Origin of the sequence: Microbispora sp. KK1-11 (genome assembly GCF_006874435.1) — a bacterium.
Classification (GTDB): domain Bacteria; phylum Actinomycetota; class Actinomycetes; order Streptosporangiales; family Streptosporangiaceae; genus Microbispora; species Microbispora catharanthi.
This window is the reverse complement of the sequence record NZ_VIRJ01000010.1, coordinates 103,865-125,064: the sequence shown is the minus strand read 5'-3', so window position 1 is coordinate 125,064 and position 21,200 is coordinate 103,865. Positions and strand designations below refer to the sequence as shown.

Genomic DNA, 21,200 nt, shown 5'->3' with positions numbered 1-21,200 from the left:
GCTGAAGAGAGGTCAGCAGCTGAGATCGCAGAAGTGATGGGCCGGCGGGACCACCCGACTGTCTACCTCAGGGACTATGGCCGGCCTCGGGTCTACCATGGCTCCCGGCTGTGTGGACTCATCGGCGACTCGACCGAAGAACTGACTTTGGGTGCCGCCAGCAAGCGCGGGCCGAGGCCATGCGATCGGTGCGGGTACAGAGCAAAGCTGCCAAGCGACGCCAGTAGGAGCCGCACGCCCTAGCCAGAAGACGTTGTCGTCAGCGTTGTCGTCAAACCCATACAAGAACGCCCCGGCCGTGATCGGCTCGGGGCGTTTGGGCTGTTCAAGGGTGGTGGTCAGGGGCAGGGTCGAACTGCCGACCTTCCGCTTTTCAGGCGGACGCTCGTACCAACTGAGCTACCTGACCTCGGCGGCTGCCGCCGTACGCGGTCCTGACGGGACTTGAACCCGCGACCTCCACCTTGACAGGGTGGCGAGCACTCCAAACTGCTCTACAGGACCTTTATGTCCGGGGGGCTTTCGCTTCCCCGTGTTGTTCGGCTCGCCTAGCTTACCAGCTTCCGGGAGGTCTTCGACCTTCCGTCATCCGGTGCGCTCGACGCGCTCCACGTGCCCCCAACGGGATTCGAACCCGTGCCGCCGCCTTGAAAGGGCGGTGTCCTAGGCCGCTAGACGATGGGGGCTCAAGGCTTTCGCCCTGTTCCGTGACGCCTTCCGTCGGAGACCTCTGAAGCATAGGGGACGTTTGCCCCTGATGCCAAAGCGACCGGCGACGGCGAGCCGCTGCCGGTTGCCGTCGGCGACGGCGCCTGCGGCGACTCGGGAGAAATTGTACGGCCAGGGTCCGGCTCGATATGACGCTCACACTGGATCCACTGCTCGCCGAGGCCGCCGACGGTGATGTCGTCCCATGCCTCCAGGCGGTGGCTGCTCTTGCCGAAGTAGAGCACCGAGGCGGTCAGCGGGGTCGGCTCGTCGTGTTCCAGGCCGCGCAGGCCCGCGCCGCCGGTGGACCCCTGGATCATCAGGCGGGTGCCCGAGGGCAGCAGCTGGGTGGACCGCGCGTGGACGTGCCCGCTCAGTACGAGCGGCACATACCCGGACAGGCCCCGGCCCACGGTCGGGTCGTGGACGGCCACGACGTCGGCGGCGATCTTGTCCGGGGCCGAGGTGGAGGCGGACCTGGGCCACTCGCGTGGCGCCAGCTTGGCCGCGTTGGCCCGGCCGAGGTCGAGGAGGCTCTTGCTCTCGTCGCCCGCCGCCTGTACGGACTTGTCGGGGGTGAACCTCGGGTCGCCGATGCCGTAGATGCTCAGCCCCTTGACCGTGGCGGCGGTGCCGTCCAGCACGACCGCGTTCTTCTGCTTCTCGACCGCCCGCTGGGTCGTCATGGAGTCGTGGTTGCCGCGCACGAAGACGTACGGCACGTCGAGCGAGCCGATCTCCTTGACGAACTCGTTCTCGGCCTTGGTCCCGTGGTCGCTGATGTCGCCGGTGTCGATGATCAGGTCGACCTTGAACTGGTCCTTCAGCGACTTGATCACGTTCCAGCCCAGCGGGTTGATGTGCAGGTCGGAGACGTGCAGCACGCGGATGGTCCCCGGATCCGGGTCGAAGATCGGCAGGTTCGACCCCGCCTCGTACAGCTGGGACACGTTGGTCACCAGCTTGGCGAGCTGGCCGCGATATTCGGTGAACTTGGTCACGATCGACTGGGCGCTGCCGACCAGGGACGGCACGCCCGTGAGCAGCCCGGTGTACCGGGGCTCGGCGATCGAACGGGGGTTGAACGTCAGCGCGGAGACGCCGCCGAGGACGACGACCATCGCCAGCGAGCCCGCCGCGGTCCAGGCCGCCCGCGACAGCCGCCGGAAGGCGAGCAGGCCGGTGAGGAACCCGGCGACGACGGCGAACAACGCCGCGCGCAGGGCGAGATTCCGCAGCCCGGAGATGACGTCGGCCTCAATGGTCGTCGGCAGCCGATCGGCCCACCGGGGGTTCTTGAGAATCTCCTCCGCGACCTCCGGATGGACCGCCTCGATCGTCAGGTCGAGCCGCAGCGGTCCGTTGTGGCTGTCGAAGCTGAGCGTCCCGAGGGGCCGTACGTCGATGACGGTCTCCCCGCTCCAGGACGGGGCCAGGGACATCCCGATGTCGGCGGGCCCGACCGGTGTGTCCACCTTGGCGCCGAACGTCATTCCGAGCCAACCGCCGACCACCGCCGCCAGCACGACCGCGAGCACACGGGCGGACACACGGGCGGGCCGACTGCCGACCGTCCTATGGGCGAACGCCCTCAACCGCGAGTTCTCCATCCCTTCCTGACTACCCGAAGATGCGGCCCTTTTGGTTACCAGAACACGGTGTTCCGGTTACCGACCGTCGGTCCGGGCCTCCAGACGTGCTCGCATTCCGGTCAAAATCAGCGCAATACCGTGCTCGAAGGACGCGTCCGTCTGCGGGCCCTTGGTCTCGGCCATGACCGCGCGCACGTTCGGGTACGGCGCGAGGCTCTCCAGCGCCTCCTCGAACAGGGCCGGGTCGTTCGTTCCCCGCTCCTGGTCGGACTGCTCCTCGAGGACGAATCCACCGAGGAAGCTCGCGAGCGTGCTGAGACCCCACATCGCGTCCGTACGCGTGAATCCGGCCCGCAGCAGCGATTCCAGGATGGTCTCGACGGTCTGCAGCGTAGCCGTGCCGGGGTGGGTGCCGGCGGTGAGGCGCGCGGTGTCGCGGTGCGACTTGAACGCGCGGCGCTGGCCCCTGCACCACTCCGCCAGCCACTCCTCCCACGACTCCCCCTCGGCGAGCGGCCGCAACGGCTCCTGTGCGGAGATCGCCTCGGCCATCTCGTCCAGCAGTTCCTGCTTGTTCCTGAAATGCCAGTAGAGGGCGGGGGCCTGCACGCCCAGCTCGGTCGCGAGTCTGCGCAGGGTCAGCTTCTCCAGCCCCACCTCGTCCAGGAGTCGGATGGCGGTCCTGACGATCGTGTCGCGTTCGAGTGCCACGGTTGACAGCTTAACGGCGTTCAATGCATCCTTAACGTTGTTAAATTTAACCGCGTTAAGGAGATGCCGTGATCCATGCGGAAGGAGTGCGCAAGCGGTTCGGCACGACCGAGGCGCTGCGGGGCGTCGACCTCGACGTGCCGCGCGGCTCGGTGTGCGGCCTGCTCGGGCCCAACGGCGCCGGCAAGACGACGATGGTGCGCGTCCTGACGACGCTGCTGCGTCCCGACGGCGGCTCGGCCCGGGTGGCCGGCTGCGACGTGGTCAAAGACGCGGAACGGCTCCGCTACCGCATCGGCCTCGCCGGCCAGCACGCGGCGCTGGACGAGCTGCTGACCGGACGCCGCAACCTGGAGCTGTTCGGCCGGCTCTACCACCTGCCCCGTCGTACGGCCCGCCGCAGGGCCGAGGAACTGCTGGAGCGGTTCGGACTGACCGAGGCGGCCAACCGTCCGGTGCGGACCTATTCGGGTGGCATGCGCCGCAGGCTCGACCTGGCCGCCAGCCTGATCGTCTCCCCACCGGTGCTGTTCATGGACGAGCCGACCACCGGCCTCGACCCTCGCAGCCGCCTCGCGTTGTGGGACGTGCTGCGCCGGCTCGTCGCCGAGGGGACGACCCTGCTGCTCACCACGCAGTACCTCGACGAGGCCGACCACCTGGCCGACCGGATCGCCGTCATGGACGCCGGGCGGGTGGTCGCGGCCGGGTCGCCGTCCGCGCTCAAGGCGAAGGTGGGCGGCGACCGGGTGAGCGTCGCCTTCCGCGACGCCGCGGACCTCGCGCCCGGCGTCGAGGCCGTGCGCGGCGTGCTCCCCGGTGAGCCCGAGATCGACGCCGCCGAACGGCGGCTCGTCGTCCCCGTCTCGGACGGCGCCGCCTCCCTGGTCAGGGTCGCCGCGGCCCTCGACGCCGCCGGGGTCGGCGTGCAGGACCTGGGGCTGCGCCGGCCGACGCTGGACGAGGTGTTCCTGGCGCTCACGGACGCGCCCGTCAGAGAGAAGGAGGCCGCGTGATCACCGTGATCACCGTGGAACCCCCCGCGACCAGGGCCCAACGGCTGCGCTGGGCCCTGAGCGACACGTTCGTCATCGCGGGCCGCAGCTACTCCCAACTGCGCACTCAGCCCGGCCAGATCGCCGCCGAGCTGGTCACCCCGGTCATCATGACCATCCTGTTCGGGTACGTCTTCGGCAGCGCGATCAGCCTGCCCGGCGGGGGCGACTACCGGAACTACCTGATGCCCGGAATCTTCATGCAGGTCATGGCGCTGTCCGCGGTCGCCGCCGCCACGTCGGTCGCCGAGGACATGGCGCGCGGCATCATCGACCGCTTCCGCGCCCAGCCCATCGCGCGCGCCGCCGTACTGGCCGGGCGGAGCTTGGCGGACATGTCCAAGGACTGGCTGTCGCTCGCCACCATGAGCGTGTGCGGCCTGCTGATCGCGGGATGGCGTCCGCACGGCACCCCTCTGGAGACGCTCGCCGGCTTCGCGCTGCTCGCCCTGTTCGGGTACGCGATGATCTGGCTGGGCACGTACATCGGGCTGTTCGTGAAGAACGGCGCGCAGGCGGACGCCGCGACGTTCGGCTGGCTGTTCCCGATGACCTTCCTGGCCAACGCGTTCGTGCCGCTGGAGGGGCTGCCCAGGTGGCTGCGGGCGATCGCGGACTGGAACCCGATGAGCGCAGTCGTCTCGGCCGCCCGGGAGCTGTTCGGCAACCCCGGCTCGGCCGCCGCCTCCTGGCCTCTCCAGCACTCGGTGACGGCGTCGCTGTGCTGGTCGCTGCTGATCATCGCGGTGTTCGCACCACTCGCCGTACGGCGCTACCGCAGGGCCGCCTCGCGATGACACGATGAGACGGTGATCGACGTCCCGCTGAAGAGGTTCGAGGAGCTCGTGGCCGAGGCGCTCGACACGATCCCCCCGGATCTGGCCAAGGTCATGGACAACGTCGTGGTCGTGGTGGTGGACGACCCGCCCGAGCCCGGCCTGCTGGGGCTCTACACGGGCATTCCGCTGACCGAGCGGGGCGACTGGTACTCGGGGGTCCTCCCGGACCGCATCGAGATCTACCGGAATCCGACGCTGCAGATCTGCGAGACAGAGGACGACGTGGTCGAGGAGGTCCGCGTCACCGTCGTCCACGAGATCGCCCATCATTTCGGCATCGACGACGAACGGCTGCACGAGCTCGGCTGGTGACAGCCCTCTTTCCCGGCGTTACCTCTCGTCGATGTTTCCCCTCGTCAGGGCGGTCATCGGCGTTCGCGCGCCGCGAAATGGGACCGTCAGCGGGTTGCAAAAGTCGCATCCGACGGGCACTGTAAGTGACATGTTGACCACGGATTGTAAGATCCAGTCGCCGCGGCGGACACCGGCGGACACGGCCGGCGGAGCGACCTCTGCGGAGTGAGATGGCGGCCACCAAGCCCGGCAGGCTGTCCGGCCGGCACCGCCGTTCCCCAGAGGTGCGGACCACCTATCGGGAGGTCACCGCGATCCCCGAGTTCCGGGCCCTGTGGCTCGGACAGGGCATGTCCCTGCTCGGCGACCAGCTCGCCCAGGTGGCCCTCGCGGTGCTGGTCTACAGCCGGACGGCTTCGCCGCTGGCCACGGCCGCCGTCTACGCGCTGACCTATCTGCCGCCCATCCTCGGCGGGCCCCTCCTGGCCGGGCTCGCCGACCGGTACCCGCGCAGGCGGGTCATGCTCTGGTGCGACGTGCTGCGCGCCCTGATGCTCGCCGCGATGGCCCTGCCCGCCACACCGTTTCCCGTGCTGTGCGCGCTGGTCTTCTGTGTGGTGCTGCTCGGCGCGCCGTTCTCGGCCGCCCGCGCGGCGCTGCTGCCCGAAGTTCTGGAAGGCGACCGGTACGTCGTGGGGTCGGCCCTGCAGAACGTCACCAACCAGGCCGTACAGATGCTCGGGTTCGCCGCCGGGGGCGCGGCGATCGCGGTGCTCGGGCCCTATCGGGCGCTGGCGCTGGACTGTGCGACGTTCCTCGGATCGGCTCTGGTGATCGTCGCGGGGGTGCGGCACCGTCCGGCGCCGCTGCGGGAGGACGGCGAGCGGCCGTCCATCTGGCGGATGACGCTGTCCGGCGCCCGCCTGGTGTTCGGCGAACGGCGGCTGCGCACGCTCGTGCTGTTCGCCTGGCTGTGCGGGTTCTACGTGATCCCCGAGGGCATCGCGGTGCCGTACGCCGCGGCGCTCGCCGACGGGAGGCTGCCCGTCCCGGTGATCACGGGCCTGCTGATGGCGGCGATGCCGACGGGAACGGTCGTCGGCGCGTTCTTCTTCGGGCGGTTCGTCACGCCGTCGGGACGGCTGCGGGGCATGGGCTGGCTGGCCATGCTGACCTGCGCGCCGCTCGTGCTGTGCGTGATCCGGCCGCCGCTGGAGGGCGTGCTCGCCCTGTGGGTGCTGTCCGGCGTCGGCGGGGCCTACCAGCTCGCGGCCAACGCGGCCTTCGTCCAGTGCGTCCCGGCGTCGGGGCGGGCCGCGGCGTTCGGGCTGGTGCAGTCGGGCCTGCTGGCCGCCCAGGGCGTCGGCATCCTCGTCGGAGGCGCAGCCGCCCAGCGGCTCGGCCCAGAGGCTGTCGTGACGCTGGCGGGCGTGGCCGGGCTGTGCACCGCGGCCGTGCTCGCCATGCTCTGGACCGAGTCGCGCAGGGAGATCATCGCCAAGGTCCGGGCCGCCGCTACCTGAGTCAGGCCTGCGGACCCTGGTTCTGCTGGGGGCCGTCGGTGGAGGACCGGCCGTACGGGTGCTGCTCGTAGCTGGGGGCCTGCGGGGGGTACGGGGTGCTGTTGGAGCGGCCCTGGTTCCAGCCCTGCTGGACGTTGTCCCACTTGGCCTTGGCGTCCTGCCAGACGTGGCCGTCCTTGTTCTTGTCGATGAGGTCCTGGACGATGGAGGAGTTCTTGCCCTCCTCGGGGAGGAGCAGCCAGGCGACGGCGTAGACGCCGACGCCGAGGCCGCCGAAGAAGCTCGCGACGGCGAGCCCGAGGCGCAGGATGTTGGCGTCGATCCCGGTGTACTCGGAGACGCCCGAGCACACCCCGGCGACGATCCTGCCGTTCCGAGTGCGGTGGAGCTGCTTGACCGAACCGTTGGTGTTCATCTCGTTCATACCTCCACAGTGCCTCTCAGGGGGGTGGGCGCACATCGGGATTCCCCCTGGCCCTACCCCGAGGAGGCCCGGATACCCTGACGCCATGGACGACCTCCTCGAACTCGACGACCAGCTCGACCCCGAGCACCGCATGATCAGGGACTCCGTAAGGGAACTCGTCTCCGGCGAGGTCCTCCCCCACGTCGGCGAGTGGTTCGAGCAGGGCACGTTCCCCGCCCGGGAACTCGCCCCGGCCCTGGGCTCGCTCGGCCTCCTCGGGATGCATCTGGAGGGGTACGGCTGCGCCGGGCTCGACGCCGTCTCGTACGGCGTGGCCTGCCGGGAGCTCGAGGCGGGCGACTCGGGCCTGCGGTCGTTCGTGTCCGTGCAGGGGTCGCTGGCGATGTTCCCCATCTGGAAGTACGGCTCGGACGAGCAGAAGGAGGAGTGGCTACCCCGGCTGGCGTCAGGGGAGGCCATCGGCTGCTTCGGCCTGACCGAGCCCGACCACGGGTCCGACCCGGCCGGCATGCGTACCACCGCAAAGCAGGACCCGTCTGGCGACTGGATCCTGAACGGCGCCAAGATGTGGATCACGAACGGCTCGATCGCCGACGTGGCCGTCGTGTGGGCGCGGACCGACGAGGGCATCCGCGGTTTCGTCGTCCCCACCTCGACCCCCGGCTTCTCGTCCGCCGAGATCCACCGCAAGCTGTCGCTGCGGGCCTCGGTCACGGCCTCCCTGTACTTCGACGACGTACGGCTGCCCGCCTCCGCGGTGCTGCCTGGCGTCGCGGGGCTGAAGGGCCCGCTGTCGTGCCTCACGGAGGCGCGGTACGGCATCCTGTGGGGCGTGGTCGGGGCGGGCCGGGCCTGCCTGGAGGCGGCGGTCGACTACGCGACGACCCGGGTGCAGTTCGGCAAGCCGATCGGCGGGTTCCAGCTCACGCAGGAGAAGCTGGCCTGGATGGCGGTCGCGCTCGGCCAGGCCGGGCTCACCGCCCTCCACCTCGGCCGGCTCAAGGACGCCGGGAAGCTGAAGCCCACCCAGGTCAGCTTCGGCAAACTGGCCAACGTCCGGGCCGCGCTCGACATCGCCCGTGAGGCGCGTACGGTGCTCGGGGCCAACGGGGTCACGTTGGAGTATCCGGTCATCAGGCACATGACCAACCTGGAGTCCGTGCTCACGTACGAGGGCACTCAGGAAGTGCACCTGCTGACTCTGGGCAAGGCGCTCACGGGCCTTGACGCCTTCCGCTGACGACCTCCGTCACGGCCCCTCGCCGGGGCCTGCCGAGACCGATGACGGGGCGATCAGGGACAATGGCGTCGCCGAAGACGCGGTACTCTCTGTACCCTGCATCATGGGAGTGTTCCACGGATCACACCGCGACGCGGGCGAGGTCCGCGGGGCACGACCAAGGGGTGCTAGCTCAATGGCAGAGCTGCGGACTTTTAATCCGTCGGTTCAGGGTTCGAGTCCCTGGCGCCCCACCACTCCACACCCCATCTGACCTGGGGTTTCTCGGTTGAAATGGGTCTCGCGGCGAGAAGTCGATCTCGTTTGGTTGCTCCTTGTTAGCTGGCGGGCACGCACCGGGCACCCGGTAGATCGTTTAGACACCCTTCACCAGGCCAGACCCCAAAGACGATCAACAGAAGATCGCAGCCGAAGACCTCTCGGGCCTCCCACGCCCAGCTATGGCATGCCAGCCGTCAAGGATCGTCGCTCCGGACTCTGCTGGATTGACGGCCTTCAGAACCTGCGGACGAATAATCCGCAGCGGCAGCTGCTCGATCTGTGTTTCCCCACGTAACGCAGCAAAAGACCCGTCCGTTCAGGATGAACGGGCTGATCACCTCACCTGACCGGCCGCCCGTTCATCACGGGCGCAAGCGCCTGGATCGCGATGACGGCGGGCGCCAGCGCCGAGGGCGCCTGCCCGAACAGCGCTCCCTAAAGGGGCCCCGCAAACCAGCCACGCTACCCCCGTAGCTCCCGCGAAGATTCCGGTACGCGGCGGCTCTGCGGGTGGAGGGAACCATGTCGGCGAACGCGGCACGCATGGTGGACTGCTACACGCCCAGGGCCGCTCCCGACAACGCGGCGCCCGCAAGGACCGCCAGCAGCGTGGTGTGAGATCACCGTGTTGCACAACGACCGCAAGGTCACGCGCGGCCGGCGCAGCGCCAACGGCGTCGTCAGCCCAAGGTGCCGGCGTCGGTGATCAAGGCCATGAAGGCCCCCTACCTGTCTCGCGGCATACCCGAGGGCAGGCCCCGTCTGATCAACGAAGACGACCACACCATCGTCACGGGCTGGGGGCCGCAGGAAAAGGACCCGTGCTCCGCGCGGGCACCTCGCCAGCGACCCACCAGTGCTCTGTGGCACGGCCTGGCCGCCGCGGTGGAAAAGACCGTGGTCGCGGCACACCGCCGCCGCACCGGTGCGCTCGCCGAGCGGACCCGCCGCAAGCATGCCCAGGTCCACACGGTCAAACGCTACGCCCGCGCCGCGTCGGCGTGCTCGGCGAACCAGCGCCCCACCGCCTCGTAGGCGGCCCGCTGCTCCAGTTCGCCCATCGCCTCCAGCTCCCGCGCGAACTGCTCGGTCTCGACGAACATCAGCACGTACTTCAGTGATGCCCCCTTTCCCGGGTCAGTGTGCCGGGAGCGGGGCGTACAGGTCGACGCCGTTGCCGTCGGGGTCGGCCACGGTCGCGTAGCGCATGCCCCAGAACGCGTCGAACGGCTCGGCGATGGCGCGGTGGCCCGCCCCGGTCAGCTCGGCGTACTTCGCGTCCACCTCGCCCGGGGCGTCGAACTCGAAGCACAGCAGCGTACGCGGCCCGCCGACCGGCGCGCTCCGGCCCGGCAGGAACGGCGTGCGGAACGCCTCGGTGTCCAGCATCACATGCAACCCGTTGGGCAGGTCGCAGCCCGCGTGCTCCGGCGAGTGGGGGTCGATCTTGAAGTGCAGCCCGAGGCGGGCGTAGAAGGCGATCGCCGTGTCCATGTCGGACACCACGATGTCGATCGTGTTCAGCCGTGGGGTCATCGTGCGCTCCTTGGGGCCGGGTGAGGTTCCTGGACACGGCCGACGGCAGGCCCCTTTCCGCGGAGCCTGCCGTCGGCCGTCATCCCGAAGACGATCAGCGGAAGCGCCGATACGACATCGGCGGCCACGACTTGCCTCAGACGACCAGCCCGAGGCCCGGATTCGCCCGTACCAGTCGGCGAGGCGCGGGTTGCTCGAATGACGCCCGTGTGGTCGCGAGATCAGGCGGACTGGCCGCGGGCGATGTAGAGGCTCATGTCGGTGAAGTCGAGGGTGATGGTGCAGGGCTTGTGGAAGCTGTGGAAGAAGGAGACCGGCACGTCGAACCCGTTGGGGGCGAGCGGCCCGTTGGGGGTCGTGAAGCAGTAGATGCCGTTGGCGGCGACGTCGCCGAGGCGCATCTCATTCGGGTAGCAGGGGTAGGCGACGGTCGGGTGGCTGCCGGCGAAGGTCTCGACCGGGCGGTCGCGGTCGATGCGGACCTGCAACTGCTTGGCCGTTTCCGCATTGACGATCCCGGCGACCTCGCTCTCTCCGCCGAAGAGCACGCCCACCACCCCTGTGCCGGAGCCGGCACCGCCGGCGATGCTGCCCCTGCTGTGCAGAACGTGCTCGCGGGCCAGCCACATCGGCAGAGGCTTGGTGCCCGCCTGTGCGGCGGCCGCGCGCGCCTTCCTGGCCGTTTCGGGGGTCCGGCGGCGCAGGATCAGCTGCCGGCCCGCGTAGTCGAAGGTGGTCAGTAAGTGGTAGAAGACCCACATGCCGATCATGCCGTCGCTGTCGGTGTCGACATCTTCGCCCGAATCCGTCGTCGACCAGCTCACGGGGACGTTACGCAGCTCGATGCCGCCCAGCCTGAACGACTCCAGCGCCCCATAGTGCACCCACACGGTGCCGTTCAAGAAATCGATTTTCTCACTGACGACGGGGCTCAGCCCGGCCTCCTTGGCCACCGACCCCGTCACCTGCAGATTGGGAGCGCCGGTGTAGAACGTGAAGGTCTTCGCCGGCCCGCCGTTGACCGAGACTCCCTCTACCAGCGGTATCGGGTCCATCTGCTTCCACTTCAGCTGCGCGGTGTCACCGTGGACCTGATACGCCTCGCCAGAGAATGACGCGAACCATTTGGCGTAGCCGTCCTCTTCGGCGGCTTGCCAGTGGGGTGCGGAGAGGGAGAGTTTGTCCTGCCGGATGTAGCAGTCGGCCAGCAGCCGGTTGGCATCCCTGTCGTCGGGCGCCAGCGTGACAGCCAGCTTGAGATATCTCTCGGCATCGGTGAACTGGTTGGACAGTAGCCCGACGTAGCCGCGCCGGCGGGCCGCGTGCAGGTTCTTGGGGTCTCTTTTCAGGATCTCCTCGTACGCGCGGCCGGCCTGCTCGAACTTGCCGGCCTTGAACAGCGCGTCAGCATCATCGCTACCGGCTAACGCCGTGGCGGTCCCGCTCAGCGACGGCGCGGCCGTGGCAGTCCCGGCCAGCAGCGGCGCGGCCGTGGCGGCACCGGCCAGCACGGCGGCGCCCCGCAGCAGCGAACGCCGGTCCCATTGTCTGTCATCAGCCATGGCCTTCTCCCTTTCGTGGTCGCCTTCACCGGACCTTTCTGTCCGGCGGGCCGGTCACGGCCGGGCTTCGCCGTACGCTCGGCACCTCGGCCGCCGACCCCCATTCACTGTCGGCCAGCCGTGTCCCCGCCCCGTCCGTCCAGTGTCATGACCGTGTCACGGCCGCAACCGACGTCGGCAGCCGTCGACAAGCCGCGGCATGCGGCAGACAACGCGCTTGAGCTGCTTCTTGCCGAGCCCAGGGGTCGGGTACAGCCGCACGTACGTCTCGTAACTCCGGTAGGTGGACGGCCGGGCCTTCGGCTTGGCGACCTGTTCGAGCCGGTACGTCAGGTAGACGCCGAGGCGTCCTGGGCCCCTTGACGGTGTCGATCCGGTCCATTGGGTTGGCCTGCAGAAGGTCGTGGCGGACCGCGCATCGGCAGGAGGCGAGGGCGGCAGGAACGAGGTCCGGCGTTGGCGGCGTTCCCGCTCGTCAACGACGCCGCTGGAAGTCTGCCGCGCCCGACATCGAAAATCTATACTCGCCACAGTAGACAATCGTGGCCACTGGGGCTACTGTTTCTCGCATCGTAAGGAACGGTTCGGCCGGGCAGCGGAAGTACTGGCACCACGATGAACTGCCCGGAACAAGATGAAGTTGGAAGTTTTGGCAGAAGGTCGGACGTGACGGGCCAGCGCAGTGATTAGGGCCCTGATCGTGGACGCGCTGCCGCAGGTGAAGCCGGACAGTGGTCCGGAAAGAGAGATGAAGGGAGTGTTGACGCCATCAGGATCGCCCGTAGCCGGCTGAGTCTCGCCGCTCGGGTACCGCAGTTCCACAGATTGGAAGGTGGTCTACGGTCACGCATCCGCGATCCCCGCATCACCGCCGCTCAGTACGGCGGATGCGGAAAACAACGAGCCGGCCAGATGGCCGGTAGATGGTGTTGAACTCTTCGGGGCCCCGGCGCGACAGGTGCCGGGGCCCCCTGTGCGCGTGATGGAAAGGAATGTATGGATCAACCTCGCTCGGCTGCCAAGGGTGACACGCTCGCTCACGGCGCGAATGCGGACACGGCCGGGTCCAGGGCTGGATTCAGGGCCGAAGACCGGTTCGAGGATGAGGACTACCCCGCCTACAGCATGGGCGCGGCCGCGGAGATGCTCGGTGTCAGCCCCGCGTTCCTGCGGGCTCTGGGCGCCGCGAAACTGATCGAGCCGAAACGCTCCAGCGGCGGCCATCGCCGCTACTCCCGCTACCAGCTGCGGCTGGCCGCGCGCGCCCGGGAACTCGTCGATCAGGGCACTCCTGTGGAAGCCGCCTGCCGGATCATCATCTTGGAAGACCAGCTCGCCGAGGCGCTGCGCATCAACAACGCGCGCGACCGCCCGGCCGGACACTAGCACCGGCGGTGAGAAGACCCGGCAGCGTGAAGCTGACCGGGTCTTGGTGTGCAGCTTGGCAACGTGGTCGCGCTTTTTGTCGCCGGCCTCGCATTTCCTGGAATCCTGCTCCTACCAGGCGTGATGACGTTTCATACGCTGTGGATTACTGGTATTGAGGAGCTGTGCGGCTTTGGTTGACAGCCCCTGCCGCCGATTCTCGTGCGGCAGCGATGCAACAGCCGGAAACAAATCAGGGCTCGCACCCGTGACGGTGTGAGCCCTGATACGTGGCGCTACTTTGTCAGGCGGGAACGATGTTTTCGGCCTGAGGGCCCTTCTGGCCCTGGGTAACATCGAAGGCCACCCTCTGACCATCACGCAGCTCGCGGTAGCCGCCCTGAGAGATGATGTTGGAGTAGTGCGCGAAGACGTCGGCGCCGCCGCCGTCCTGCTCGATGAAGCCGAAGCCCTTTTCCGCGTTGAACCACTTCACGGTGCCAGAAGCCATGTTGATCTCCTCTTGATAGGTGTGCCGAAATCCGCGCTGTCACGAATTCCGCGTTGCCGCGATAGGCCCACACCCGGGAGAGAACCGGCAAACAAAAATGCACCTGAGGCCACATACCGTCAGGTGCACACAAGTTCATTATGGGTACCACAACTGCAACTACGTCCAACCTAGCACACGTAAGGCGTGATACGCATGCCCCGCCGCCATTCGCCTGGACGAGTCGCATTCCGCGCGGCGCCGCACCCCCGCCCCCATATCTCAGGCAGCGTCCCCCGGCCGTCACCCGCGCTTGCCGCGGGTCCGCCTGCGCGGAGGCCGCCCAGGCGCTCGAGGATGGCGTGCGCTCCCCGCCGATCCGGCCCTCTGGCCATCCGCCGCCGCGCAGCTTGCAGATTCCCCGCAGGATGGCGATCCGCACCACGACGCGTCAGGACGATGGGCTCACCCTCTCCCTGACCGCAGTCCGCCCGCACCTGTCTTGGGTATGGAACCGGCCTGGACCGCACGTCCCGATGCTGGCGTAGCCGAAGGCCCGGAGCCGCGGCGCAGGCGGCAAGCCCCCCGCCGTAGGGGAGGCGGGGCCGGAGCCCGTGGACCCAGAAGACGAAGGCGAAGCGTCGTCGTAACCGCACATTTCCCTACGCGACGACTCAGAAGCTGCTGATCCGTGTCCTCGCGTAGGGAGCGAAGCGGGCTGCCACCACGTGCCTGAAGTTGACCACGTAGGTGAATGTGCCCGGCTCGCCCTCGTGGGAGACCTGAAGGGGGACGACGGCGCCCTGCTCCATCCAAGTGACGAGTTTCTCGACGGCGGGCATCGTGCCGTGCACGCGAAGGATCAGTTCCTTCTCCTTGCCAACGCTAAGTAAGTAGAGCAGCCCAGTGGGAGCGTCGATGGTCATACCCCTCTCCTCACCGTAAGGACGGGACCGGCCCCACGTGGGTAGCCCCGCAGCGTCCCCGACCAGCATCCGCGTCACCGCTTTGCCGGCTCCGCGAACCTCTTCCCATAGCCGTGCCGCCACGGGCCCGACCGCCTACCAGTCCGTTACCGGTCCTGAACCGCTTCCTGTCCCATCATGGCCGCGACCTGCGGCCGCCGGACCCGGGCACCGGGTACACGTCGTACGGATGGGCGTTCGTGGCTTGGGTCCTCGATGGTCGCCGCTCCCTCGGAAGGCTCTATCTGTGATCCTTTGCGTGCGTCCGCATCCCCTGTGGCACTCCTGCGCCGGCTGGCGACAGCCGCGCACCGGCTGACGTCGCCGTCCCGAGGACTACTTCGCACGCCCCGGCCAGTGGGTCCGGATCGGCCCTGCAGGCCGTCGAAGAGGACCACTACTCACGATGAAAAGGGCCCAATGGTCAAGGAGGTGTCGCGGGAACAGGGGAAACCAGGGGGTAATCAGGATCAAGAATCGGGCCTGCCCACTTGCCCTCCGGGTGGACGAAGGCAGGCGGGGGATCGAGAGAAGTAATACGGGTTTATCGCCGGTACCGGCCATTTCGTCTACTGTTCGCCCATGTCCCTCAAACAACGCACACGCCGCCTGCTTACAGGTCAGGTCACCCTCTCCAAGGGCGTGGCTTTCGCTCTTGTAGGCGTTGCTCTCGTAATAGGCGGCCTCGCGGCTATTCACCTGCGGCTCGGTAACGTCCGCCTCACGCTGGCCGAGGGACACGCCATGCTGAACGGGACGGGTATCCACGGCACATTCCAGGCCGACAACGGTATCGCCGCCGGTGTCCCCGGAGAGGTGGCCTGGGCCGATCGAAGCGGCACCTGGCATGTGGGGAGCCGGCCCGCATGCCTATGGGATGAGGATCCGTCCGACAAGATGAATCGGAGTCAGGGAGCCCGCGTGGAAGCGGGATACAGGTGGGTCGAAATCCCCGGCGGAGGCTCCTATCCCCTGGTCATGTGGCTTCGCTGCCCATAGCGGCTCTTGCGAGGCGGCTCAAAACCCAGTCGCCCTTGATTGGTGGTCGGCCTACTCTGGCCGTATGGCCCATGGGAAGACCTCCTTCGTCTGCTTGCCTTGCCGAGCCTCGTACAAGCAGCCCTATCCAGGCCTGGGCCTCGACGATCGCCTCTGCCCACGCTGCGCCCAGCCGCTTGTCCATGTCGGCTCCGCCTTCGCGGCGCCGCGCCGTAGGGACAGGGCAGGCTGGCGGACGCTCTCGGTGCTGCTGCACGCGGGTGTCCGCTTTCACAAGAGTTGTTGCGGGGGCCCTGGTTACCGCCCGCGCTCGCTCAGCGAGGTGCGCGCACGAATGACGTACGCCCGGAGGACCGGAGAGCCCTTCTCCGAGGCTCTGGTGCGCCGCGAACTGCCCTAGCCGAGACCTCCCTGGCGGCCCTACCGGGCATGCGCATCTCCGGACCGAGGGTTGCCGTCGGCTTCCGGCCCGAGATGGTCGGCCTGCTTCTCAACCCGCTCGACGACCCGCCCCCTTGGCGTCCGTGAACGGCGTGCCTTCGAAGGCATGCTCACCGTCCAGATCGACAGGGGCGCGCCCTCGGGTCGCCGGAGCGTGCCGACGACTGTGGAGCCGTCCTCGGCAACGGCCGAGACCCCCGCCACACCCGCCCGGGCGTAGCTTGCGATGCGTAGATGACGCGACCTCCCACGACTCTTCGACGGGGCCGCGGGTCCCAGAAGGTGCCGGTGTGTGAACTCGTTTCCTGACTCGTGTGAAAGACGGGCGACACCACTTCCCTGGGAAGGCCCAACCCCATGCCGCTCAGCACGACCCTGTCTGACGCCGCCCTGATCGAACGGTCGTGGCGAGATCCCGAGGATTTCGCCTTGCTGTTCGACAGGCACGCAGGACACATCCACCGTTATGTGGCCCGCCGGCTCGGCGACGACACGGCCGACGACGTCGTCTCCGAGACGTTCCTCGCCGCGTTCAGGCAGCGCCGCGACTACGACACCGCCCGCCTGGAGGCCCTCCCCTGGTTGTACGGCATCGCGACCAACTTCATCCGCCGCCATCAGCGCGCCGAGACACACCGCTACAAGGCGTACTCGAAGATGGGCGCGCTTCCCGACGCCGACGACGCCGCGGATCACGCTCTTGAGCGGGCGAGCGCGCATGCCGTACGCCGCCCTCTCGCCCAGGCGCTCGCCACTCTGAAGGCCCGCGATCGCGACGTCCTGTTACTCGTGGCCTGGGCCGACCTCACCTACGAAGAGGTCGCCAACGCCCTGTCCATCCCGATCGGAACAGTTCGTTCCCGCCTCAACCGCGCGCGGGCCGTCGTCCGCGGCGCCCTCGGCAGCACCGACCCCACGACGGAGCAGACCTCATGAACGAACTGACCGACCTGCCCGAACTCCGCGATCTGTTCGCCGACAAGCCGCACCCCACGGCGGACCGCCTCGCCCCCGCCCGTACCGCCCTCCTGGCCGAGGCCCGCACGAAGCGGCGGCCCTGGACCCGGACCCGGACGGTCGGCCTGCGGCGTCTGATGCTGGCAGGCGGCCTGGTCGCGGCGATGGCCGGAGGGGTGATCGCCGTCCAGACGCTCACCCCCTCCGCTCCCGCGAGCGCCGCCGATGTCCTGAGGCTGGCGGCCGAGGCCGCGACCGCCACCCAGTGGCCGGAACCCCGCGACGACCAGTACCTCCACTACGAGCGGATCGCGTATACGCGCAGCGAGAACGGGGTTCCCAACGTCGGGCCGCGCCACATCACGGGCGAGGTCTGGGAGTCCGTCGACGGCTCCCGCCCAGGACTCCTCTGGAACAAGCCGGCGAAGTCCATTCCCCATGGCAACGAGTATCGGGAACTCCTGACCCGGTGCCCCGGCCATCCCGACCGGCCCACCTACGCCGACCTGCGCGGGTGGCCGACCGACCAGGAGCAGCTCCGGCACAAGCTGGCCGAACGCGGTAACCATCCGGCCGGGAACAAGGACACCGCGGCCCAGACCTGGAACGGCGCCGTCAGAGTCCTCGGCACCCCGGTCCCGCCCACGCTCCAGGCGGCCATCTTCGAGATCGCCGCGACCCTGCCGGGGATCGAGATGGAAGAGCTCAAGGACGCCACCGGCAGATCGGGCATCGCCGTGACCCGGGTGGACTCCGAGGGCCGCGAATCCCTCATCTTCGACAAGAGCTCCTACGTCTTCCTGGGTGGCCAGGAGCTCGTGCCGGGGCGAGGGCGTGAACTTTGGTCCATGACCCGTCCGCGGATCGCCGACGCACTCCCGGCCTGGTCCACATCCGTGAAGCAGAGGGGCTGCGTCTGACCCTGCGCTCACCGGACAGCGGGCGGGGCCGCACCGGCCCTGCCTGCCTGCCATCCCGGTAACAGGTGCTCGGCGCTGTCCGAGTGAATTGAGCCCGTGACGTCACACTTCGCTCTCCATCGTCCTCTCAGGAGGTGTGCCCGGGGAGGCACACCGAGATCACGACGACAGGGAGCACTCGGCATGACCGTTCTCGTCACCGGAGCCACCGGCACCGTCGGCCGGCAGGTCGTCCGCCATCTTCTCGAGCGCGGCCGGAAGGTGCGGGCACTGACCCGAGACCCCGGGCGCGCCGTCCTGCCGCACGGCGTGGAGGTGGTGGCGGGCGACCTCACCGACGCCGCCGGCCTGGAGGCGGCCTTCGACGGCGTCACCGCCGTCCATTTGATCAATTTCGGCGTCGGCTACCGGCCTCTCGCCAACGGACGCGACATCGTCGCTCTCGCGGAACGGGCCGGGGTCGGCAAGGCCACCGTCCTGGGCGGCTGGCAGGAGGGCACGCTGGAGCCGGCCGTCAGGGCGAGCGGCCTGGAGTGGACCTTCCTGCGGCCGCTGCAGTTCATGGCCAACTTCCTCAACGACTGGGGCGAGTCGCTGCGGACCACCGGACGGGTGCGTGAGCCGTACGGCGATCGCCAGAGCCCGCCGGTCGACGAGTACGACATCGGCGCCGTCGCGGCGGCCGTGCTGACGCAGGACGGTCACGGCGGCAGGTCCTACCACCTCACCGGCCCGGAGGTGCTGACGGCGCGGCGGATGGTGGCGATCATCGCCGAGGCGACCGGCCGCGACCTGCGGTTCGAGGAGCTCACCCCTGACCAGGTGCGCCGCGAGTGGAGCGTGCCGGGCCGGCGCCCGCCGCTGTCCCTCTTCCGCGCGTTCGCCGAGATCGACGGAACCGACGAGGCGGACCTGGTGGAGAGCCTGCTGCGGATGTACGGCACGCCCAACGAGTACGCCACCAGGCTGACCGACCACGTGGAGCAGGTCGCCGGCCGTCCGCCGCGCACGTTCGCCCAATGGGCCGCCGAGCACGCCCGTCACTTCCTGCCCACCGACCCGCGCTGACCGGACGAAGGCGAAAACCATGATCCTCATCACCGGAGCGACCGGCGCCGTCGGGCGTCTCGTCGTCCAGCGGCTCGTCGCAGAAGGCGCCCGTGTGCGCGCCGTGAGCCGCTCTCCGCGCGACGCGGCCCTGCCGTACGGCGTGGAGGTCGTCCAGGGCGACCCGGCCCGGCCCGGCACGATGGCCGAGCACTTCGCCGGCGTCGAGGCGGTCTTCCTGCACTCGCGCACCTTCGGCGAGTCCGCCGACCGGCTCCTCGCCCTGGCCGCCGAGCGGGGCGTGCGCACAGTGGTGGCCCTGTCGGCGATGAACATCGACGACCCGTTCGACCTGCAGCCGTCGCGCCGGCGGGGAGACCGGAACAAGGAGGCCGAGGAAGCGGCCGTCGCCAGCGGCCTGACCTGGACCAGCCTGCGCGCCAGCGCCTTCGCCGGCAACACCCTGCAGGCGTGGGGCGCCCAGATCCGCGCCGGCGACGTCGTGCGCTACGTGCACGCGGGCTTCCGGGAGTCCGTGCTGGACGAGCGGGATCTGGCCGACGTCGCGGCCCGCGCACTGCTCACCGACGAACTGGCGGGCCGCCGGCTGGAGCTCACCGGGCCGGAGTCGCTGTCGCACGAGGAGATGGTGGCCGTGATCGCCGCCGCGCTCGGCAGGCCCCTGCGCTTCGAGGAAGTCCCGTCGCGGACCGTCGCCGCGCATCTGATCGGCATGGGGCTGCCCGAACCGTTCGTCCGTGCCTTGATGGCCCGATACGACCACTACGCCGGCCGCGAGCAGCATCCCCCGACGGGTGAGATGGACAAGGCCCTCGGCCGCCCCGCACGGACGTACGCCGACTGGGTGGCCGACCACGTCGCCGCCTTCCGGAACGGATGAGCCTTCGATGCCGACCGCCTACGTCGTCACCTCTGTGGTGACCATCGCCTTCAACACGTTCTCCGGGTTCGCGGCCATGACCCGGTTCGCACCGATCATGCGTACCCTCGGCCCCGCGCTCGCCCGAGCCGGCGTGCCGGAGTCGTGGCTGGTCTGGCCGATCGGCGCGCTGAAGGCTCTGGGCGCGCTGGGACTCGCGCTGGGGCTGCTCGGCGTGCCCCTCGTCGGCACGGCCGCCGCCGCGGGCCTCGTCCTCTATTTCGTCTGCGCCCTGTACACCCATCTGCGCGTCGGCGACTTCTCGCCCCAGTTCTACCTGGCGATCGTGTTCCTCGGCCTGGCGGTCGCCACGCTGGCGCTCGATCCCGCCCTGGTGCTGCGCGCGGCGCGCTGATCCGGTATCCGTTAGCGGTAAGGAGTCCCATGATGCGTGAAATGCCCGCGGCCGACGCTTCCGAGGTGTTCGCCGACCACCGCGAGTTGTTGTTCTCCATCGTCTACAACATGCTCGGCACGGTCGGCGACACCGAGGACGTGCTTCAGGAGACCTGGCTGGCGTGGGCGGCACGGGATGTGGCCGGTGTCGACAACCCCCGCGCCTACCTGGTGCGTGTCGCGGTCAACCAGGCCCTCGGTCACCAGAGCGCGTTGCGCAGGCGCAAGGAGACCTACCTGGGCCCGTGGCTGCCGGAACCGCTGATCACCGGTCCCGACGCCGCCGAGCCCGCCGTACGCGCGGAGTCGGTGTCGATCGCGCTGCTGGTGATCCTGGAGACGCTCACCCCGCTGGAGCGGGCCGTTTTCGTCCTGCACGAGGTGTTCGCCTACCAGCACACCGAGATCGCCGCCATGCTGGACCGCAGCCCGACCGCGATCCGGCAGCTCGCCCACCGGGCCCGCGAACACGTGCAGGCGCGGCGTCCACGCGCCCGGGTCGACCGGCGTACGCACCGGGAGGTGACCGAGCGCTTCGTCGAGGCGGCGTTCGGCGGTGACCTGCCCGCGCTGATGGAGATGCTCGCGCCCGACGTCGTCCTGTGGCCCGACGGCGGAGGCAAGTCGGCGGTGGGCGGGCCGCGTCCGATCCGCGGCCGCGACAAGGTCGCCCGGGTTGTCGTGGCCAACGCGCGCGGCGGCGTGGACGTCCGGCACCGCCAGGTCAACGGCGACCCCTCCGTGGTCATCTTCGCGGAGGACGCGCCCCTCGCGGTGATGGTGCTCGACCTCGACGCGGGCGGGGAGCAGGTGCGCGACATCTACGTGGTCAGCAACCCCGACAAGCTCGGATCCGTCTCCGACCACACCGCCGGGCGAGGTCCGGAAACCTCAGAAACGAGTTGACGTGCACCGAAGCCGAAGGGCCGGGC

Annotated in this window: 20 protein-coding genes and 4 tRNA genes; 13 read left to right on the top strand and 11 right to left on the bottom strand. The window is 69.1% G+C overall.

Going from position 1 to position 21,200, the window contains the following annotated elements; genetic code table 11:
- Positions 1 to 332 precede the first annotated feature (332 nt).
- From FLW16_RS16760 to FLW16_RS16740, 5 genes are all read right to left on the bottom strand, one after another.
- Positions 333 to 409, bottom strand: a tRNA-Phe gene (locus FLW16_RS16760).
- A 20-nt stretch (positions 410 to 429) separates the two neighbouring features.
- A tRNA-Asp gene (locus FLW16_RS16755) sits at positions 430 to 504 on the bottom strand.
- Positions 505 to 613: 109 nt separating this feature from the next.
- A tRNA-Glu gene (locus tag FLW16_RS16750) sits at positions 614 to 686 on the bottom strand.
- Positions 687 to 2,258, bottom strand: coding sequence for a metallophosphoesterase (locus tag FLW16_RS16745; RefSeq protein WP_260615333.1), 1,572 nt, complete (start codon positions 2,256 to 2,258; stop codon positions 687 to 689).
- A 117-nt stretch (positions 2,259 to 2,375) separates the two neighbouring features.
- Positions 2,376 to 3,011, bottom strand: coding sequence for a TetR/AcrR family transcriptional regulator C-terminal domain-containing protein (locus FLW16_RS16740; protein WP_185949451.1), 636 nt, complete (start codon positions 3,009 to 3,011; stop codon positions 2,376 to 2,378).
- 68 nt (positions 3,012 to 3,079) lie between these two features.
- Here FLW16_RS16740 and FLW16_RS16735 point away from each other — a divergent pair, with 68 nt between their 5' ends.
- The 4 genes from FLW16_RS16735 to FLW16_RS16720 all read left to right on the top strand — a co-directional run bounded on the left by FLW16_RS16735 (position 3,080) and on the right by FLW16_RS16720 (position 6,722).
- A complete protein-coding gene (locus FLW16_RS16735) occupies positions 3,080 to 4,027 on the top strand; it encodes an ATP-binding cassette domain-containing protein (protein WP_142561011.1) in 948 nt (315 codons plus the stop codon).
- Positions 4,024 to 4,863: an ABC transporter permease gene (locus FLW16_RS16730; protein WP_260615331.1), complete on the top strand. Its 840-nt coding sequence runs from the start codon at positions 4,024 to 4,026 to the stop codon at positions 4,861 to 4,863. Before FLW16_RS16735 ends, FLW16_RS16730 begins: the two co-directional genes overlap by 4 nt.
- A 12-nt stretch (positions 4,864 to 4,875) precedes the next feature.
- A complete protein-coding gene (locus FLW16_RS16725; protein WP_142561009.1) occupies positions 4,876 to 5,217 on the top strand; it encodes a metallopeptidase family protein in 342 nt (113 codons plus the stop codon).
- A 212-nt stretch (positions 5,218 to 5,429) separates the two neighbouring features.
- Positions 5,430 to 6,722 carry an MFS transporter gene (locus tag FLW16_RS16720; protein ID WP_142561007.1) on the top strand — a complete coding sequence of 431 codons (1,293 nt, stop codon included), beginning with the start codon at positions 5,430 to 5,432 and terminating at the stop codon, positions 6,720 to 6,722.
- Position 6,723: 1 nt separating this feature from the next.
- Here FLW16_RS16720 and FLW16_RS16715 read toward each other — a convergent pair whose 3' ends face one another.
- Positions 6,724 to 7,146, bottom strand: a complete 423-nt coding sequence (locus FLW16_RS16715; RefSeq protein WP_142561005.1) for a PspC domain-containing protein — start codon at positions 7,144 to 7,146, stop codon at positions 6,724 to 6,726.
- Between the two features lie 85 nt (positions 7,147 to 7,231).
- On the opposite strand from FLW16_RS16715, the gene FLW16_RS16710 reads away from it, so the two are divergent.
- Positions 7,232 to 8,389 (top strand): acyl-CoA dehydrogenase family protein, encoded by a 1,158-nt coding sequence (locus tag FLW16_RS16710; RefSeq protein ID WP_142561003.1) that lies wholly within the window; start codon positions 7,232 to 7,234, stop codon positions 8,387 to 8,389.
- Positions 8,390 to 8,550: 161 nt separating this feature from the next.
- Positions 8,551 to 8,625, top strand: a tRNA-Lys gene (locus FLW16_RS16705).
- Positions 8,626 to 9,630: 1,005 nt separating this feature from the next.
- On the opposite strand, the gene FLW16_RS45220 is transcribed toward FLW16_RS16705, so the two are convergent.
- The 3 genes from FLW16_RS45220 to FLW16_RS16695 all read right to left on the bottom strand — a co-directional run bounded on the left by FLW16_RS45220 (position 9,631) and on the right by FLW16_RS16695 (position 11,748).
- Positions 9,631 to 9,759, bottom strand: coding sequence for a hypothetical protein (locus FLW16_RS45220; protein WP_260615329.1), 129 nt, complete (start codon positions 9,757 to 9,759; stop codon positions 9,631 to 9,633).
- Between the two features lie 28 nt (positions 9,760 to 9,787).
- Positions 9,788 to 10,186: a VOC family protein gene (locus tag FLW16_RS16700; protein ID WP_142561002.1), complete on the bottom strand. Its 399-nt coding sequence runs from the start codon at positions 10,184 to 10,186 to the stop codon at positions 9,788 to 9,790.
- Between the two features lie 221 nt (positions 10,187 to 10,407).
- Positions 10,408 to 11,748, bottom strand: a complete 1,341-nt coding sequence (locus tag FLW16_RS16695) for an aspartyl protease family protein (RefSeq protein ID WP_142561000.1) — start codon at positions 11,746 to 11,748, stop codon at positions 10,408 to 10,410.
- Positions 11,749 to 12,873: 1,125 nt separating this feature from the next.
- On the opposite strand from FLW16_RS16695, the gene FLW16_RS16685 reads away from it, so the two are divergent.
- The gene (locus FLW16_RS16685; RefSeq protein ID WP_066950496.1) at positions 12,874 to 13,134 is read left to right on the top strand and encodes a MerR family transcriptional regulator; all 261 of its coding nucleotides are present in this window, start codon (positions 12,874 to 12,876) and stop codon (positions 13,132 to 13,134) included.
- A 283-nt stretch (positions 13,135 to 13,417) separates the two neighbouring features.
- Here the strand turns inward: FLW16_RS16685 and FLW16_RS16680 are convergent, their stop codons facing one another.
- Positions 13,418 to 13,624 (bottom strand): cold-shock protein, encoded by a 207-nt coding sequence (locus FLW16_RS16680; protein WP_036324202.1) that lies wholly within the window; start codon positions 13,622 to 13,624, stop codon positions 13,418 to 13,420.
- 653 nt (positions 13,625 to 14,277) lie between these two features.
- On the bottom strand, positions 14,278 to 14,529 hold the full coding sequence (locus tag FLW16_RS16675; protein ID WP_142560999.1) for a hypothetical protein: 252 nt from the start codon (positions 14,527 to 14,529) through the stop codon (positions 14,278 to 14,280).
- 1,836 nt (positions 14,530 to 16,365) lie between these two features.
- Between FLW16_RS16675 and FLW16_RS16665 the strand changes: the two genes are divergently transcribed.
- The 6 genes from FLW16_RS16665 (at position 16,366) to sigJ (ending at position 21,174) form a co-directional block, all read left to right on the top strand.
- Positions 16,366 to 16,944, top strand: a complete 579-nt coding sequence (locus tag FLW16_RS16665; protein ID WP_142560995.1) for an RNA polymerase sigma factor — start codon at positions 16,366 to 16,368, stop codon at positions 16,942 to 16,944.
- On the top strand, positions 16,941 to 17,885 hold the full coding sequence (locus FLW16_RS16660) for a CU044_5270 family protein (RefSeq protein WP_142560994.1): 945 nt from the start codon (positions 16,941 to 16,943) through the stop codon (positions 17,883 to 17,885). Before FLW16_RS16665 ends, FLW16_RS16660 begins: the two co-directional genes overlap by 4 nt.
- Positions 17,886 to 18,068: 183 nt before the next feature.
- Complete coding sequence (locus FLW16_RS16655; protein WP_142560992.1) at positions 18,069 to 18,953, top strand: SDR family oxidoreductase; 885 nt, start codon at positions 18,069 to 18,071, stop codon at positions 18,951 to 18,953.
- Positions 18,954 to 18,972: 19 nt separating this feature from the next.
- On the top strand, positions 18,973 to 19,833 hold the full coding sequence (locus tag FLW16_RS16650; RefSeq protein WP_142560991.1) for an NAD(P)H-binding protein: 861 nt from the start codon (positions 18,973 to 18,975) through the stop codon (positions 19,831 to 19,833).
- Between the two features lie 7 nt (positions 19,834 to 19,840).
- Positions 19,841 to 20,227: a DoxX family protein gene (locus FLW16_RS16645; RefSeq protein WP_142560990.1), complete on the top strand. Its 387-nt coding sequence runs from the start codon at positions 19,841 to 19,843 to the stop codon at positions 20,225 to 20,227.
- 29 nt (positions 20,228 to 20,256) lie between these two features.
- The gene (gene sigJ, locus FLW16_RS16640; protein ID WP_260615327.1) at positions 20,257 to 21,174 is read left to right on the top strand and encodes an RNA polymerase sigma factor SigJ; all 918 of its coding nucleotides are present in this window, start codon (positions 20,257 to 20,259) and stop codon (positions 21,172 to 21,174) included.
- The last annotated feature ends 26 nt before the right edge of the window (positions 21,175 to 21,200 follow it).